Below are 16,352 nucleotides of genomic sequence, written 5' to 3'. Positions count from 1 at the left end.
TTGCGGGGCTCGCGATCCGGCGGGCTTCCACGCGCTGCTGACAACGAGGAGATCACCCCGTGCGCATCGCCGTCACCGGCTCCATCGCGACCGACCATCTGATGACGTTCCCCGGCCGCTTCGGCGACCAGCTGATCGCCGAGCAGCTCGACCGCGTGTCGCTGTCGTTCCTCGTCGACGAGCTGGAGATCCGGCGGGGCGGCTGCGCGGGCAACATCGCGTTCGGCATGGGCGGCCTGGGGCTGCGGCCGATCCTCGTGGGCGCGGTCGGCGACGACTTCGCCGACTACCGGTCCTGGCTGGAGCGCCACGGCGTCGACTGCGACTCCGTCCACATCTCCGAGCTCCACCACACCGCCCGGTTCCTGTGCACCACCGACCAGGACCACAACCAGATCGCGTCGTTCTACACCGGCGCGATGGCCGAGGCCCGGAACATCGAACTCGGCCCGATCGCGGCCCGCGTCGGCGGCCTCGACCTCGTGCTGGTCGGCCCCAACGACCCCGACGCCATGCTGCGCCACACCGCCGAGAGCAAGTCGCGCGGCATCCCCTTCGCCGCCGACATCTCCCAGCAGCTCGCCCGCATGCCCGGTGAGCAGATCCGCGAGCTGATCGACGGCGCGGCCTACCTCTTCTCCAACGACTACGAGAAGGGGCTCATCGAGCAGAAGACCGGCTGGTCCGACGAAGAGGTCCTCGACCGCGTCGGCGTGCGGGTCACCACCCTCGGCCCCAAGGGGTCGCGCATCGACCGCAAGGGCGAGCCCTCGATCCACGTCTCCCCGGCCCCCGAGCGCGGCAAGGCCGACCCGACCGGCGTCGGCGACGCGTTCCGCTCGGGCTTCCTCGCGGGCCTGACCTGGGGCCTGAGCCTGGAGCGCTGCGCCCAGATCGGCAACCTCACCGCCACCCACGTGCTCGAGCGCGTCGGCGGTCAGGAATACGAGCTCGGCCAGGCCGACTTCCTCGAGCGCTTCGGCGCCTGCTACGGCAAGGAAGCCGCCGCCGAGATCGGCGCCCACCTGCGCTGCCTGCGCCCGTAGTCCGCACGCGAAAGGCCGCCCTCGTGGGCGGCCTTTTTCAGTACTGCCGGCGTACGTGGATCGCCCAGCCGCCCTGGGGCAGCTCGTAGCTCTCGACGTGCTGGTGCGACTTCAGGCGGCACCAGGCCGGGATGTCGGTGAAGGCGGCCGGGTCGTCGGCCAGCACCGAGATCACCGCCCCCACGGGCACCTCGCCGACGCGCTCGGCCAGCATGATGATCGGTATCGGGCACTTGCGGCCCAGCGCGTCGATGGTCAGCGCGGCCGGCGGCACCACCACCGGCGCAGGCGCTTCGGCAGGCGGCTCGGGCGACTTCTTACGCCAGATCACTGCACCCCCAGACGCTGGCGGACGCGACGCACGATGTCGGGGAGAACGGTGAGGAACCGGTCGACATCGTCTTCGGGAATCCCACGGGGCAGCGATACCCGGACGTTTCCATGCGTAAGCACGCCCATCGCCTCCAGTACGTGTGATGGACGAAGCGTACTCGCCGTACACGAACTTCCTGACGAGACGGCGAAACCGGCCTTGTCGAGTTCGGTCAGGAGCGCCTCGCCGTCGACGTACAGACACGAGAAGGTCACCAGATGGGGGAGGCGGTCGACCGGATCACCGATCACCTCGACGTCGGGGACCCGGCGCGGGACCTCGGCGCGGATCCGGTCGACCAGCGCCGACAGGCGGGCGTTCTCGGCCGCCGACTCGGCCGCGCGGGCGCGCAGCGCCGCGGCGGCGGCGACCACGGCGGGCACGTTCTCGTAGCCCGGCACCCGGCGCAACTCGCGTTCGTCCTCCGGGTAGGGCGAGCGCCAGCGGGTGCCCTTGCGGACCGCCAGCACCCCGACCCCGGCCGGCCCGCCCCACTTGTGGGCGCTGGCCGCCAGCACCGACCAGCCCGGCGGGATCGGCAGCCGCCCGGCCGACTGGGCCGCGTCGACCACCAGCGGCACCCCCGCCGCCCGGCACGCCTCGGCCGCCTCGGCCACCGGCTGGAGTGTCCCCACCTCGTGGTTGGCCGTCTGGAGCGCCGCTGCCGCGACCCCTTCGGCGGCCACCGCCCCGGCGAAGGCGGGCAGGTCGACCCGCCCGGAGAGCGCCACGCCGACGGTCTGTACGCTGCCACCGGCACCCTCGTGGACGCCCGCCGCGTGCAGCACGCTCGAATGCTCGACCGCGCTCACCACCAGGTGGCGCCCGGCCCGCCGACGGCCCTGCAGCGCGCCGAGGACGCCCAGGTGGACGGCCTGCGTGCCCGACGTGGTGAACGACAGCTCGTCGGGCCGCGCGCCCAGCACCTCGGCGATCTCGGCCCGGGCCTGGTCGAGCAGCAGCCGCGCCCGCCGGGCCGAACCGTAGAGCCGGGCGGGGTCGGCCCACCCCACGTCGAGGGCCGCGAGCAGGGCTTCGCGGGCCGCTGGGTGGAGGGGCTCGGTCGATGCCGCATCGAGGTACGCCACAGTGAGGACATTAACGGGGGCTGGAACGAGGACCGGTGCCGGTCCGCGCTAAAGTGTCTCGGCATTGAAGTGAATCAAGTAAAGCGGGGGAGAAGATTCCCCCGGCTGTGTGGAATCCTCGAAAACCGCCCAGGGGTGTGCCCCATGGGCTTCAAGTGTGGGGTAGGCGATCCGTGAGTCCGACCCGCCGTACGACACGGCGATCGTTGGCCCGCCGCCGGCTGCCCAGTCTCGCCGGTGTGGCGGTTCTGGTCGCGTCCGCGTCGGCGTGTAGTTCAGAGGCAGCCGATCAGTGGTCCCGGCTGGCCCAGCCTGAGCCGCAGACGCGGCAGGGCAACCTGATGCTCGACCTGTGGCTGGGCTCGTGGGTGGCCGCCTTCGCGACGTTCGTCGTCGTCTTCGGCCTGATCGTGTGGTCGGTGCTGTTCCACCGCCGGCGCAAGAACTCCGACCAGCAGCTGCCGCCCCAGGTGCGGTACAACCTGCCGATCGAGATGCTCTACACGCTCGTCCCGCTGGTCATGGTGGCGGTCTTCTTCTACTTCACCGCGCGCGACGAGACCGAGATCATCAAGGTCTCCGGCACCGCCCCGGTGAAGGTCAAGGTCGAGGGCTACCAGTGGAGCTGGCGCTTCACCACCGAGGCCCAGGGCAAGACGGCGACGGTGGCCGGCGTCCCGGTCGACCTGTCCAAGCAGAGCACGACCAACCCGCAGGGCCCGCAGCTGGTGCTGCCGGTCGGCACCAAGGTCGAGTTCGCCCTCGAGTCGCCCGACGTCATCCACTCGTTCTGGGTGCCGGCGTTCCTCTTCAAGCAGGACGTCATCCCGGGCGTGCACAACAAGTTCGAGCTCGACACCCTCGACAAGACCGGGGTGTTCTTCGGACGGTGCGCCGAGCTGTGCGGCGTCGACCACAGCAAGATGTTGTTCTCGGTCAAGCTGGTTCCCCAGGCGGAGTTCGACCAGTACATGACCACCCAGTCCGCCGCGGGAGGCGCACAGTGACCGCGCACGCCGAAGGCGGGGCGATCCCACCGCGGCCGCCCTACCGCAAGGGTTCCGTCGTCGTGAAGTGGCTGACGACGACCGACCACAAGATCATCGGTCATCTCTACCTGATGACCTCGTTCGTGTTCTTCCTCATCGGCGGCGTCATGGCTCTGGTCATGCGCGCCGAGCTGGCCCAGCCGGGCATGCAGGTCGTCTCGAACGAGCAGTTCAACCAGCTGTTCACCATGCACGGCACGATCATGCTGCTGATGTTCGCGACCCCGCTGTTCGCGGGCTTCGCCAACGAGCTGATGCCGCTCCAGATCGGCGCCCCCGACGTGGCGTTCCCGCGTCTGAACATGGTGAGCTACTGGCTCTACCTGTTCGGCAGCATCATCGCCGTCGGCGGCTTCTTCACGCCCGGCGGCGCGGCCGCCTTCGGCTGGACCGCCTACGCGCCGCTGTCGAACGCGGTCACCTCGCCGGGCATCGGCGGTGACCTGTGGATCATGGGCCTGGCGCTGTCGGGCCTGGGCACCATCCTCGGCGCGGTCAACTTCATCACCACGATCATCTGCATGCGCGCGCCCGGCATGACGATGTTCCGCATGCCGATCTTCACCTGGAACATCCTGCTCACCAGCATCCTGGTGCTGCTGGCCTTCCCGGTGCTGGCGGCGGCGCTGCTGGTGCTGGAGGCCGACCGGAAGCTCGGCGCCCACGTCTTCGACGCCGCCAACGGCGGCGCGATGCTGTGGCAGCACCTGTTCTGGTTCTTCGGCCATCCCGAGGTCTACATCATCGCCCTGCCGTTCTTCGGCATCATCACCGAGGTCCTGCCGGTCTTCAGCCGCAAGCCGATCTTCGGCTACATCGGCCTGGTCGGCGCGACCATCGCCATCGCGGGCCTCTCGGTGACGGTGTGGGCGCACCACATGTTCGTCACCGGCCAGGTGCTGCTGCCGTTCTTCTCGTTCATGACGTTCCTCATCGCCGTACCGACGGGCGTGAAGTTCTTCAACTGGATCGGCACGATGTGGCGAGGGCATCTCAGTTTCGAGACGCCGATGCTCTTCGCGGTGGGCTTCCTGGTCACCTTCCTCTTCGGTGGCCTGACCGGCGTCATCCTGGCCTCGCCGCCGCTCGACTTCTCGATCTCCGACTCCTACTTCGTGGTGGCCCACTTCCACTACGTGGTGTTCGGCACGGTCGTGTTCGCGATGTTCGCCGGCTTCTATTTCTGGTGGCCGAAGTTCACCGGGAAGATGCTGAACGACAAGATCGGCAAGCTGCACTTCTGGACCCTGTTCTTCGGCTTCCACCTGACGTTCCTGGTCCAGCACTGGCTGGGTGTCATCGGCTTCCCGCGCCGCTACGCCGACTACGCGGCGGTCGACGGCTTCACCGACCTGAACATGATCAGCTCGGTCGGCGCCTTCCTGCTCGGCGCGTCCACCCTGCCGTTCCTCTGGAACGTCTGGACGACCTGGCGCAACGCGCCCAAGGTCACGGTCGACGACCCGTGGGGCTACGCCGGTTCGCTCGAGTGGGCGACCTCCTGCCCGCCGCCGCGGCACAACTTCCACCGGCTGCCCCGCATCCGGTCTGAGCGCCCGGCGTTCGATCTCAAGTACCCGCACATCACGCCTGGTCAGGCCCAGCCGGAGATCGAGGAGGTCAAGTCGTGAAGGTCCAGGGATGGATGTTCATCCTCACCGGCGCGTTCTTCGCCGCTGCCGACATCGTCTACTGGTTCTGGTCCAAGGAGGTGACCGGCACCACCGCGATGGCGATCTCGGTGGGCCTCGCCTTCATGATCGGCTACTACCTGCTCTTCACGGCCCGTCGCATCGGCGAGCAGCCGGAGGACGACAAGGAGGCCGAGATCAGTGACGGCGCGGGTGAGCTGGGCTTCTTCAGCCCCCACTCGTGGTGGCCGCTGTTCGTGTGCCTGTCGGCCGCGCTGACGTTCTTCGGGTTCGTCATCGGCTGGTGGCTCTTCATCATCGGCGTCTTCGCGGTGATCATGAGCACGATCGGGTTCGTCTTCCAGTACTACCGCGGGCACTTCTCGCACTAGTTCCCGCAGCTTGGTCCCGGTTCGCCTTGGGCGGGCCGGGACTTTTTCTTTGCCTTCGAAAGGAGTGTCGTGCGACCGAACTCCCCGTAATCGGGTAATAACTCAGAGATAGTGATCAAGGTGACCCGGGGGGAGATCCGCGTGCGAAGTCGTGGTGCGGGGGCGTTGGCCCTACTGATGGTGACCGGTTGTGCCACTACCGCCACAGCAGGGGAGGACGCGACCCAGCAGAAGGCGGCTGAAGCCGTCATGATCTTTCCGACCAACGGGGCCACGAACCTGCCGCCGGAGCTCCCCATCAAGATCTACGCGTCCGGCGCCCCGCTGGGGTCGGTCGCCGTCACGGCCGAGGGCGGCAAGGCGGTCGAGGGCGTCTACAGCGCCGACCGCACGATGTGGCGCAGCGTGCGGCCGATGATGCCGGGCACCCACTACACGGTCGCGGCCACGGCCGGGTCGGCGCGGGGGAGCAGCTCGTTCTCCACGCTGACCGCCACAAAGACGTTCGAGATCGACACGCTGCTGCCGAACAAGGACTACACCGGCCTGACGGTCGGCGTCGGCATGCCGATCATGATCAGCTTCAACACGCCGGTGAAGGACCGGGTGTCGATCGAGCGCAACCTGCTCGTGCAGGCGTCCAAGCCGGTCGAGGGCGCGTGGCACTGGTTCGACGACAAGACGATCGCCTACCGGCCCAAGAAGTTCTGGCCGCCCCGGACCAAGGTCCGGGTCACCGCCCGGATGGCCGGCGTACGCGGCGACACCGGCCTCTACGGCGGCAAGGACGTCGTCCGCGACTTCACGATCGGCCGCTCCCAGATCACCAAGGGAGACATCAGCAAGCACACGATGGACGTGATCCGCGACGGCAAGGTCATCCGGACCATCCCGTTCAGCGCCGGCAAGGGCGGCGTGTGGAAGTACCACACCACCAGCGGCATCCACCTGGCCATGTCGCGTGAGGACGTCACGGTCATGACCTCGCCCGACGCGGGTCCCGGCCAGGCGGGCTACTACCAGCAGACCGTCTACGACACCGTCCGCATCTCCAACAGCGGCGAGTACGTCCACGGCGCGCCCTGGTCGGTCGGCTCGCAGGGCAACTCCAACGTCAGCCACGGCTGCGTGAACATCAGCCCGTCCAACGCGCAGTGGTACAAGGACGAGACCCTGATCGGCGACCCGATCATCCTCACCGGCTCGCCGCGCCAGCTTGAGCCCACCAACGGCTGGGGCCACTGGCAGCCGAAGTGGAAGGACTGGCTGAAGTGGAGCCGCCTGCGCGACGCCACGACCGACCCGATGGTCTAACCGAGCCGCTCCAGGAGCGCCGCGCTGCGGCGCTCCAGGTGGGGGACGGCCAGCCTGCGGTGCACCCGGGCCGCCTCCCGCGCGTGGTCGCGGGCGCGGCCCAGGTCGCCGAGGGCCTCGTACAGGCCCGAGACGGCCTCGTGGATCGAGCCCCACGAGACGCAGCCGGTCCCGAGGGTGGCGATCTGGCCGGCGACCGGCAGCAGGGCCGCCAGCATCTCCTCGGGGGCCGGGCGGCCGAGCCGGGCGGCGACCAGGGCCCACTGCCAGGCGGAGAACTGCCAGGCCCAGTCGCGTTCCAGGGTGACGCCCCAGCGGCCGAGCAGTTCCTTGGCCCTCGTCTGGTCGCCCGACTCCCACAGGGCCAGGATCGCCGTGGGGCGCAGCAGCCGGTCTGACGGGTCTTCCGCCCGCTCCACCAGCGTGGTGACCAGGGCGGGCGGCACCGCGTTCCGCGACCAGTCGATGTAGAACTCGCTCATCAGGTCGACGACGTCGGGACCCCACAGGCTGGTGCGGCGGTACCACTCGCCGGCCAGCGAACTGTACCGCCGGGCCTCGGCCCAGTCGCCGTCGAGCACGGCGCGGCCCGAGGCGGCGTAGTTGACCTGAGCGGTGATCTCGGGGATCCGCAGCTCCTCGGTCAGCCGCAGGCAGCGGGCCAGCTCGGCGTCGTACTCGGCGATCGCGCCGTCCTGCATCAGGCCCTGCATGCGGTGCAGGCGGGAGATGACCTCGGTCAGCTTGGGCAGGCCGGGCAGGGTGAGGATCTCGGCCGCCGCGGCGAACCGCTCGGCGTCGTGCTCGGGTGACCAGGCCGCGATGACGTAGTTGTTCAGGGTCCGGGCCAGCAGTTGCGGGTCGCCGGTCCGGCGGGCCAGGGCGACCGCCTCGGCGGCGCAGGCCAGGCCCTCGGCGCGCGGGCCGTAGTAGAGCTCCACGGCGAGGGTGCCGAGCAGGGCCGCGCGGCGGGCCAGGTCGTCGGCGGGCAGCCGGCCCAGCTGGTCGCGCAGCACGTTCACCATGCGCGGGTTGACCACGCCGTAGGACCACCAGTTCCACAGCGTGACGCCGCCGAAGACGCTGGTGGCCTCGATCGCCATGTCGTCCTCGCCCAGGCGGGTGGCCAGGTCGACCGCCTCGTCGAGGGGCGCGCGGGCGCCCAGCACGTCCCCCGTGATGCGCCGGGCCCGGCCGAGCTCGATCAGCAGGCGGCAGCGGCGGGAGGTGCCCGCCGGGCCGTGGGAGGCCAGCGCGAGCTCCCAGTAGCGCACCGCCTCGTCGTAGGCCAGACCCGCGGCGGCCTGCTCGGCGGCCTTCACGGCGTAGCTCACGGCCTTGTCGGCGTGGCCGACGCGGGCGGCCTGGGCGAAGTGGTGGGCCAGCACCGGGACGCGGTCGAGGTCGCCGCCGCCGAACGACTCGGCCGCCTCGCCGATCTTGCCGTGCAGCCGGGCGCGCTGGAGGCGGGTGAGTTCGCCGTACAGGGACTCCTGGACCAGCGCGTGGGAGAAGCGGTAGTCCCAGCCGCCGTCGAGCTCGACGAGCAGGCCGGTCGCGACGGCCGGTTCGAGCAGCAGGAGCAGCCGCGCCGGGTCGATGCCGGCGGCGCCGGCCAGCACGTCGGAGTCGACGTCCCGGCCGGCCACCGACGCGGTCCGCAGCAGTGCCTGGGTCTCCTCGGGCAGGCGTGAGACGCGCTGCGCGATGACGTCTCGCACTCCGTCCGGTACGGGCAGGGCCGCGATGTCGGCCGACCGGGTCGAGGCCGCCAGGCGCAGCAGTTCGCCCAGGTAGAAGGGGTTGCCGCCGGTCCGGTCGTGGAGCACGGCCACGTGCTCGCGCAGGCCCGGGTCGCGGCCGTCGAGGTAGTCGGCGACGTCGGAGGTGGTCAGCGGGCCGACCGTGAGGCGTTCGGTGCCGCGCTGGCGGGCGAGTTCGGCGAACACGTCGACGGGCTGGGGGGCGTCGTGGTGGCGTACCGTCACGACCACCAGGAGCGGGACCCGGTGCAGGTCGGCGCCGAGGAACGTGAGGAGCTTCAGGGTGGCCGCGTCGGCCCAGTGGGCGTCCTCCAGCACGATCATGACCGGGCCCCGCGCGGCGCGCCGTTCGAGGGCGCGGGCGACCGCGTCGTGCAGCAGGAAGCGGGCGGCGTCGGGGTCGGCGGCCTCGCCGGGGGCCGACAGGCGTTCGGCCATGGGCGGGTCGAGCAGCCGCAGGGCCTGGATCCACGGCCAGAAGGCGGGGGCGTCCTCGGCGCAGCGGCTCCACGCGGTGGTGAACCCCTGCCGGGACGCGTGCCCGGCGGCGGCCTCGGCCAGGGTGGTCTTCCCGATGCCCGCCTCTCCGCCGATCAGCAGCACCCCGCCGGAGCCCTTGACGGCGTCGGCGACACGGTCGTGGACGCGCCGCAGCTGGGCCGCCCGGCCGACGAACCGGGGCGTCTCGACCTGGGCGGGCGCGGGCGCGGCGACCACGGCGACCCGGGAGGCCGGCAGCTCCTCCTGCCGCAGCACGGCCTGCTCCAAAGCCCGCAGCTCCGGGCCCGGCAGCAGCCCGAGCTCCTCGTCGAGCAGCGTCCGGCAGCGCTGGTAGGCGGCCAGCGCGTCGGCCTGCCGCCGGTCGGTGTAGAGCGCCCGGATGAGCAGCGACCAGAGCCCTTCCCGGTACGGCGCCGTCTCCAGCAGCCGCTCGACCTCCAGCGCCACCTCGGCCGCGCGACCGAGGGCCAGCCGCGCCTCGGCCCGGGTGGTCAGCGCCGTCAGCCGGGCCTCGTTCAGATGGGCGATGGTCGGCCGCAGGTACTCCTCGTCCTGCAGCCCCGTGTACGGCTCCCCGCGCCACAGCGCCAGCGCGGGGGTGAGGACCTTCTCGACCTGGTCGGGAGGGGCCGCCTCGGCCTGCTCCATGGCCCGCAGGAACCGGTGGGAGTCGATCTGGTCGGGCTCGACGTCGAGAAGGTAGCCGGGTTCGCGGGTGCGCAGGGTCCGCGCCGGGGTGCGCGGGCTCCTCTCGGGCTCCAGGGCCTTGCGGAGCTGGAAGATGTACGCCTGGAGCGTTCCGGTCGCACTGGAGGGCGGCTCGTCCTGCCAGAGGGCGTCGATGATCTGGTCGAGCGCCACGACCCTCGGGGCGTGGGTCAGCAGCAACGCCATGACCGCCCGCTGCTTGCGCGGGCCGAGGTCGACCGGCCGCCCCTCGCTGAGGACCTCCACGGGCCCGAGGACCCGGAAGTCGTGCCGCATCGCCGTTCCTCCCCGTTGACTAGGACCACACTAGGATGCCGCCTCAGCCGCATACGAGGACACCATGGGACAACCTCTCCCATGAACGAGATCTCCAGATTCAACCTCGCGGTCCGCCACCACCCCGCCCTCGTGGCCGAGGCGGAGACCGCCGCCGACGTCGCGGAGGCCCTCGCCCACGCGGCCGCCCGCGACCTGCCCGTGGCCGTCCAGGCGACCGGCCACGGAGCCGTCCAGGCCGCCGACGGCGCGGTCCTGATCCTCACCTCCCGGATGCGCTCCCTGTCGATCGACCCCGAGGAGCGCACCGCGACCATCGGCGCCGGCTGCACGTGGGCCGAGGTCGTCCGGGCGGCGGCCCCCTTCGGGCTCGCGCCCCTGTGCGGCTCGGCTTCCGGGGTCGGCGCCGTCGGCTTCACCCTGGGCGGCGGCATCGGCCCGCTGGCCCGCTCCTACGGCTTCGCGGCCGACCACGTCCGGTCGCTGACCGTCGTGACCCCCGACGGCGCGGTCAGGATCGCCGACCCCGGCAGCGAGCCCGACCTGTTCTGGGCGCTGCGCGGCGGCAAGAGCGGCTTCGGCGTGGTGACCTCGCTGACGGTCGACCTGTTCCCGCTGGCCACCGTGTGGGGCGGCGGCTTCTACTACGCCGCCGCCGACGCCCCGGCCGTGCTGCGGGCCTACCAGCGCTGGGCGCCGGGCCTGCCCGAGACGCTGACCACCTCGCTCGCCTTCCTGCGCCTGCCGCCGCTGCCCCAGCTGCCCCCGCCGCTGCGCGGGCAGTTCGTGGCCCACCTGCGGGTGGCTTCGGTGGAGCCCCAGGAGGCTCTCCTGGCCCCGATGCTCGGGGTGGCCGAGCCGGTGCTCGGCGGGGTGGGGGAGCTGCCGTACACGCAGCTCGACCGCGTCCACAACGACCCGACCGACCCGATGCCGGCCGTCGAACGCAGCACTCTGCTGCGCGAGCTGACGCCGGAGACGGTGGAGGCCCTGCTGGCGGTCGCCGGGCCCTCGGTCGAGCTGCCGATCCCGGTGGTGGAGATCCGGCACCTGGGCGGGGCGCTGGGGCGGGAGCCGAAGGAACCGAACGCGGTCGGCGGGCGGGACGGGGCGTTCAACGTGCTGGCGATCGGGCTGCCGGGGAGCGATCCCGGGGCGGTCGTGGGGGCGCTGGCGCCGTGGTCGACGGGCGGGTCGCTGATCAACATGCACGGCTCGGACCTGACGACGACCGGGCGGGCCTGGCCGGAGGCGACACGGCGGCGGCTGGCCGAGATCAGGAGAAACGTCGATCCGGGAAACCTCTTTCGCATTGGTCACACGGCTCCCCGTTAATAAGGAGTTCCAACTACATCTTTATGGACGAAATCGTGGAATAGCCATTTAAATCAAGTCTATGCTCGCAATTAGCGTTAATTGTGGCGTAGACTCCCGGCCATGTCATCGGGGGCGGAGACGGCCACCTGGGATTTCTTCATTTCCTACACGGCCGTCGACAAGGACTGGGCGGTGTGGATCGCCTGGCAGCTCGAACTGGCCGAATATCGGGTTCTCATCCAGGAATGGGACTTCGGTCCCGGGGCTCACTGGATGGCGAGCATGGACCTGGGAATGGCGAAGTCCCGCCGCACCATAGCCGTCTGCTCGGAGGCTTATATGCGTTCCGGCTGGGGCCAGATGGAATGGCACGGCGCACTGCAGGCCGACTCCTCCGGAACCGACCGCAAACTGGTGCCGATCCGCGTCGCCGACTGCGAGCTGTCGCCGCTGCTGCGGCAGGTCGTCTGGGTCGACCTGGTCGGCCTGACCGAGGGCGCGGCCCGGAACCGGCTCCTGGGGGCGATCGAACACGTCGTGACCGGGCGGGCCAAACCGTCACAGAGCCCGGCCTTTCCGGGGGTCTTGCCCACACGGGTGTCCGTGCCCGGGCTCCACCCGCCCACCCCGCCCCCGAGCTTCCCCGGGCCCGGTGGGTCGACCCTCACCTCTGCGGCGTTCCTGGCCCGCAGCGGCGGGACCCGGGTCGCGCCGCTGACCGAGCACGACCCCACCGTCATCGGGCCCTACACGCTGCGCTACCGCCTCGGCGCCGGGCTGCTCAGCACCGTCTACCTCGGAGAGGACGACAAGGGCCGGACGGCGGCGGTCAAGACGTCCGGGTCGCCCGAACGCCTCGCCCGGGAGGCCCGGCACACCCGGGCGGTCCGCAGCGTGCACGTGCCCGCCGTGCTGGGCGCCGGCTCCGCGCCTCCTTACCTGGCCACCGAGTACGCCGACGGGACGACCCTGGCCGAGCGGGTCGCCCTGCGGGGGCCGTTCACCGCGACCGGCCTGCACCAGTTCGCCGTACATCTGCTGGGCGTGCTCGCCGATGTCCACCGGGCCGGGATCGTGCACGGCGACGTGGCGCCCGGCAACGTGATCCTGTCCGCCAGCGGGCCGCGCCTGATCGACTTCGGCGCGGCCCGGCCTGACGGCGACCGGCCGCGCGGTCCCCGGGCCGAGGGCACCGCCAACGTGATGGCCCCGGAACTCTGGCGGAACTCCGTCGTCACCACGGCGGCCGACGTGTTCGCCTGGGGGTGCCTGGTCACCTACGCCGGCACCCGCCGCTGGCCGTTCCCCGGCGCCACGGAGGACGAGGTCCGCGGCCGGATCCTCGGTGCCGCCCCCGGCCTGACCGGCCTCGCCCAACCGGTGCGGGGCGCGGTGCGGGCGGCCCTGCACCGGGAACCCGCCTCTCGGCCGACGGTCGCCGACCTGCTCGGGCGCCTGACGGAGGCCCCGGCCGCCCGGCCGGTCTCCGCGCCGAGGTTCGGCCGCCGGGCCCTCTTCACCTCCGGCGGCGCGGTCCTCGCGATGGCCGCCAATGCCGGGCTGACCCGCGACACCGCTGCCGGCCCGGCCGCGCCGCCGCGTGATCCGGCCGCCCGGGCCGAGGTGGTGGCCGTGACCGCAGACCGCCTCCGGAGCCGGGACCCCGACCTCGCAGCGCGGCTCGACCTGGCCGCCTATCTGATCCGGTCGACGCCGCGCACCCGGGCGAACGTGCTTCGGCATACCGAGATGACCCGGCTCTCCCGGCACAGCGGACCGGTGAAGGGGCTAGCCTTCGACCCGTCGTCGGGGCTGCTGGCCAGCGCCGGGTACGACGGCGCCGTCCGGCTCTGGGATCCGCGCGACAACCACGCCCGGCAGGCGGCCGAGCCGCTGCGGAACGTCTCCTCCGTGCTCTGCGTCGCCTTCGGGCCGGCCGGCCTGGTGGCCTTCGGTGACGTCGAGGGCCTGGTCACCATCGCCCGGCCCGAGCGCGGCGACCCCCGGTCTGGGAGGTGGCGGCGGCGGACCTTCCCCGCGCACCCGCCGGGACAGGAGGTGCTGCGGGTCCGCTTCGGCCCGACCGGCGGGCTGCTCGCCTCCTCCAGTGTCGACGGGACCGTGCGGATCTGGAACCCGGTCGACCCCACGCTCCCGCTCAGGGTCCTCGACCACGCAGATCGGGCCGTGGACAACAAGTGGGTGTGGGGGATGGACTTCTGCGCCGGAGACCGGATGGTCGTCACCGCCGGAGACTCCAGCACCGGATCGTCGGTCAAACTCTGGAGCCTCGACGGCCTCGACGCCGACCGGCCCGACCCGGCCCCGGTTCGCCAGCAGCTCGACATGAGCGCCAACGCCTTCGCCGGCATCGGCCACGTGGCCACCGACCCGGCCGACGACCGCGTCGTGTTCGTCGTGAGCGCCCCGGTCGCCCAGGGCGGGAACAGCGACGTGCGGGTCCTTCGGCTCCGCGACGGAGACGACGGGCTGGGCCGCGCCAGCGTGATCCCCGGCCACAGCGGCTTCGCCACCCTCGCCGTCGCGCTCAGCCCCGACGGCACCCGGTTGGCCACCGGCAACGAAGACCCGCGAGGCCCGACAGTGCGGTTGTGGGACCGCGCCGACACCACGGTCTCCACCCCGTTGCCCGGGCTGGCCGACAAGGTCTGGGCCACCGCGTTCAGCCCTGACGGAGCCTTCCTCGCGGCTGGGGCCGAGAACGGGGACCTGGGCCTCTGGGCCACCGACCCGGAACGGGCGGCAGACCGACTCGAGCCGCCGACGGAGGACGAGTGGTTCCGCCTGTTCCCGTCCCTCCTCCGGCCCGTCCGGTGACCCCCGAGACGATCGGGCCCTACCTGCTCGAACGGCGCCTCGGCGAAGGCGGGATGGGCGTGGCCTACCTGGCCGCCGCACCCGGCGGGCGGCCGGTCGTGGTCAAGGTCATCCGGGCGGAACTGGCCGGCCATCCCGCGATTCGGCTGCGGTTCGCCCGTGAGATAGAGATGGCACGGCGGATGCGGAGCCCGTCGACCCCGGCCCTGGTCGACGCCGACGCGACCGCCGCGCGCCCCTACCTGGTCACCGAGTACCTGCCGGGACCGACGCTGGCCGACGCCGCCCCCCTGCCGCCGCAGAGACTGCGGCAGGTCGCCACAGACGTGCTGCGGGGGCTCGTGGAGTTCCATCGGGCCGGGATCGTGCACCGCGACCTCAAGCCGGACAACATCGTCTTGGCGCCCGGCGGGGCGCGCGTCATCGACTTCGGCCTGGCTCGCCACCTGCACGACCCCGTCGAGCTGACCCATCCCGGCGTACCTCCTGGAACGATCCACGTGATGGCGCCCGAATTGTGGCGGGGCGAGGCCGCCGGGTTCGCCGCCGACGTCTTCGCCTGGGGCGTGGCGGTGGCGTACGCGGGCACCCGCCGATGGCCTTTCTCCGGCACGGAGCAGGAACTGCGCGACGCCATCTTGGGTGAACCGCCCCAGCTCGACGGGCTGGACCCGGGTCTGCTGGCGCTCGTCACCCGGGCACTGGACAAGGACCCGGCCGCCCGGCCCACCGCCGAGGACCTGCTGCGCGGGCTCACCCGGCCGGGCCGCCGCTCCCGGGCGGTGGTGCGGGCGCTCACCGTCGCCGGGCTGGGGCTCGCGGCCGTGGCCCAGTGCCTGGTGCTGGGCGTTTTGGCACTGCCCACGGGGACTCCGACCTACGTGACGGCGGCGGTGTCGGCCGGGATCTGGTGCTCGCTGCTGGCGATCTTCTGGGGGGTCGCGCCGCCCGGTCTGGCCGTCCGTGAGACGCCGGAGGACGATCCGCGCTGGCGAGTCCACCTGCGCGTGCCCGCCCTGCTCCAGCCGGTCGTGGCCGGCGTCGCGGTGGCCGCCGTCACTACGGTCGTGTCGGGATGGGCCTACGGGCTGACCCTCGGACTCATCCTCGGCGCCGCCGCCGACCGGCGGGTCTGCGCGCGGGGCCGGTCGCCGGTGGAACTCGGGCCAGTGCCGAGAAGCGGCCGCCCGGCTGCTTTCGGCCTGGCCGCTGGATCCGGCGTGCTCGCGGGCCTGGTGACCGGCCATGTGATCGCGGGGGCGGTGGTCTTCGCGGGCTGTTCGGGCGTGGCCGCCTGGCGGACCGTGTTCGGCCCGTCGACCGGCACGCCCGCCGCCCGTCCGTCGGTCCGCACCGATCTGCTCGTCACCGCGATCGGCGCTCTCGCACTGGCGCTGCTGGCCGGGAACGCCGCCGGGACCGTGCGATACGTCGCCGGCTCCCTGCTGACCCTCGACCGCCTGCCCCGGTCAGGAGAGATGTTCGACCAGTTCTCGGCCATGTGCGCCGAGGCCCTCCCGGCGGTGGGCCTGCCTCTCGGGCTCTGGTACGTCCTCACGGGCGCCACTGCCCGGTATCTGGTGGCCACGGCCTGGCGCGCCCCTGGAGCCGTGGCCGAGCCGCGTACCCGGGTCCTGTCATGGGTGCCCGCGCTGGTGCTGCTGCCCCATCTTGCCGTCGCGCTGCCGCCCTCCGATCCGTGTGACGACTACCTGGGCCGCCGCCAGCGCTCCTCACACCTCGGGACGGACGGCCGTCTGGAACGGTTCTCCACCCCCGTGACCATCGAGACCGGCGGAGCGCGGGCCGAGTTCAGCCTGCGCTGGACCGACGAGCCCGGCTGTGCCTGGGCGCTCGTGACCAGCTCGGGGCGCCCCGCCCTGATCTGGCTGGAACGCGCGGCCGAACGGCTCGGGGAGCGGTCCGCCCTCGGCCTCTCGCACACCGAGTCCCACCCCTTCGCGGGCGGACGCGTCCGCGCCTGCGCCGAGATCGCCGGAAGGAGGGACTGCACGGCCTGGGTGCCCTGAGGGCCGTCCCCATCCCCGCCAAGCAG

11 protein-coding genes are annotated in these 16,352 nt (G+C 72.0%); 8 read left to right on the top strand and 3 right to left on the bottom strand.

Annotation, left to right across the window (positions count from 1 at the left end; translation table 11 throughout):
- Positions 1-59 precede the first annotated feature (59 nt).
- Entirely contained in the window at positions 60-1,046 is a 987-nt protein-coding gene (locus FDA94_RS34675) for a carbohydrate kinase family protein (RefSeq protein WP_137251285.1), read from the top strand.
- Between the two features lie 37 nt (positions 1,047-1,083).
- Here the strand turns inward: FDA94_RS34675 and FDA94_RS34670 are convergent, their stop codons facing one another.
- On the bottom strand, positions 1,084-1,374 hold the full coding sequence (locus tag FDA94_RS34670; RefSeq protein WP_425460194.1) for a sulfurtransferase TusA family protein: 291 nt from the start codon (positions 1,372-1,374) through the stop codon (positions 1,084-1,086).
- Positions 1,374-2,507 carry a cysteine desulfurase family protein gene (locus tag FDA94_RS34665; protein ID WP_137251284.1) on the bottom strand — a complete coding sequence of 378 codons (1,134 nt, stop codon included), beginning with the start codon at positions 2,505-2,507 and terminating at the stop codon, positions 1,374-1,376. The genes FDA94_RS34670 and FDA94_RS34665 overlap by 1 nt, the downstream gene beginning before the upstream one ends.
- Before the next feature lie 239 nt (positions 2,508-2,746).
- On the opposite strand from FDA94_RS34665, the gene ctaC reads away from it, so the two are divergent.
- The 4 genes from ctaC to FDA94_RS34645 all read left to right on the top strand — a co-directional run bounded on the left by ctaC (position 2,747) and on the right by FDA94_RS34645 (position 6,893).
- Positions 2,747-3,514 (top strand): aa3-type cytochrome oxidase subunit II, encoded by a 768-nt coding sequence (gene ctaC / locus FDA94_RS34660; RefSeq protein ID WP_246060317.1) that lies wholly within the window; start codon positions 2,747-2,749, stop codon positions 3,512-3,514.
- A 23-nt stretch (positions 3,515-3,537) separates the two neighbouring features.
- Complete coding sequence (gene ctaD, locus FDA94_RS34655; protein WP_425460193.1) at positions 3,538-5,187, top strand: aa3-type cytochrome oxidase subunit I; 1,650 nt, start codon at positions 3,538-3,540, stop codon at positions 5,185-5,187.
- Positions 5,184-5,579 (top strand): cytochrome c oxidase subunit 4, encoded by a 396-nt coding sequence (locus FDA94_RS34650; protein ID WP_062342447.1) that lies wholly within the window; start codon positions 5,184-5,186, stop codon positions 5,577-5,579. Before ctaD ends, FDA94_RS34650 begins: the two co-directional genes overlap by 4 nt.
- A 249-nt stretch (positions 5,580-5,828) precedes the next feature.
- The gene (locus FDA94_RS34645; RefSeq protein ID WP_246060316.1) at positions 5,829-6,893 is read left to right on the top strand and encodes a L,D-transpeptidase; all 1,065 of its coding nucleotides are present in this window, start codon (positions 5,829-5,831) and stop codon (positions 6,891-6,893) included.
- On the opposite strand, the gene FDA94_RS34640 is transcribed toward FDA94_RS34645, so the two are convergent.
- Positions 6,890-10,141: an ATP-binding protein gene (locus tag FDA94_RS34640; RefSeq protein ID WP_137251280.1), complete on the bottom strand. Its 3,252-nt coding sequence runs from the start codon at positions 10,139-10,141 to the stop codon at positions 6,890-6,892. The genes FDA94_RS34645 and FDA94_RS34640 overlap by 4 nt on opposite strands.
- 81 nt (positions 10,142-10,222) lie before the next feature.
- Between FDA94_RS34640 and FDA94_RS34635 the strand changes: the two genes are divergently transcribed.
- The 3 genes from FDA94_RS34635 (at position 10,223) to FDA94_RS34625 (ending at position 16,326) form a co-directional block, all read left to right on the top strand.
- Positions 10,223-11,476, top strand: coding sequence for an FAD-binding oxidoreductase (locus FDA94_RS34635; RefSeq protein ID WP_137251279.1), 1,254 nt, complete (start codon positions 10,223-10,225; stop codon positions 11,474-11,476).
- 102 nt (positions 11,477-11,578) lie between these two features.
- Positions 11,579-14,296 (top strand): TIR domain-containing protein, encoded by a 2,718-nt coding sequence (locus tag FDA94_RS34630; protein ID WP_137251278.1) that lies wholly within the window; start codon positions 11,579-11,581, stop codon positions 14,294-14,296.
- Positions 14,293-16,326, top strand: coding sequence for a serine/threonine-protein kinase (locus FDA94_RS34625; protein ID WP_137251277.1), 2,034 nt, complete (start codon positions 14,293-14,295; stop codon positions 16,324-16,326). Before FDA94_RS34630 ends, FDA94_RS34625 begins: the two co-directional genes overlap by 4 nt.
- Positions 16,327-16,352: the final 26 nt, after the last annotated feature.

The organism is Herbidospora galbida (assembly GCF_005233835.1).
Classification (GTDB): Bacteria; Actinomycetota; Actinomycetes; order Streptosporangiales; family Streptosporangiaceae; genus Herbidospora; species Herbidospora galbida.
This window is presented reverse-complemented; position numbering and strand designations above follow the sequence as displayed.

Bases quoted from the DNA above. Each gene is read 5' to 3' on its own strand.
- FDA94_RS34635 (WP_137251279.1), top strand. From the start codon at position 10,223: ATGAACGAGATCTCCAGATTCAACCTCGCGGTCCGCCACCACCCCGCC.
- FDA94_RS34630 (WP_137251278.1), top strand. From the start codon at position 11,579: ATGTCATCGGGGGCGGAGACGGCCACCTGGGATTTCTTCATTTCCTAC.
- FDA94_RS34640 (WP_137251280.1), bottom strand. From the start codon at position 10,141: ATGCGGCACGACTTCCGGGTCCTCGGGCCCGTGGAGGTCCTCAGCGAG.
- FDA94_RS34645 (WP_246060316.1), top strand. From the start codon at position 5,829: ATGATCTTTCCGACCAACGGGGCCACGAACCTGCCGCCGGAGCTCCCC.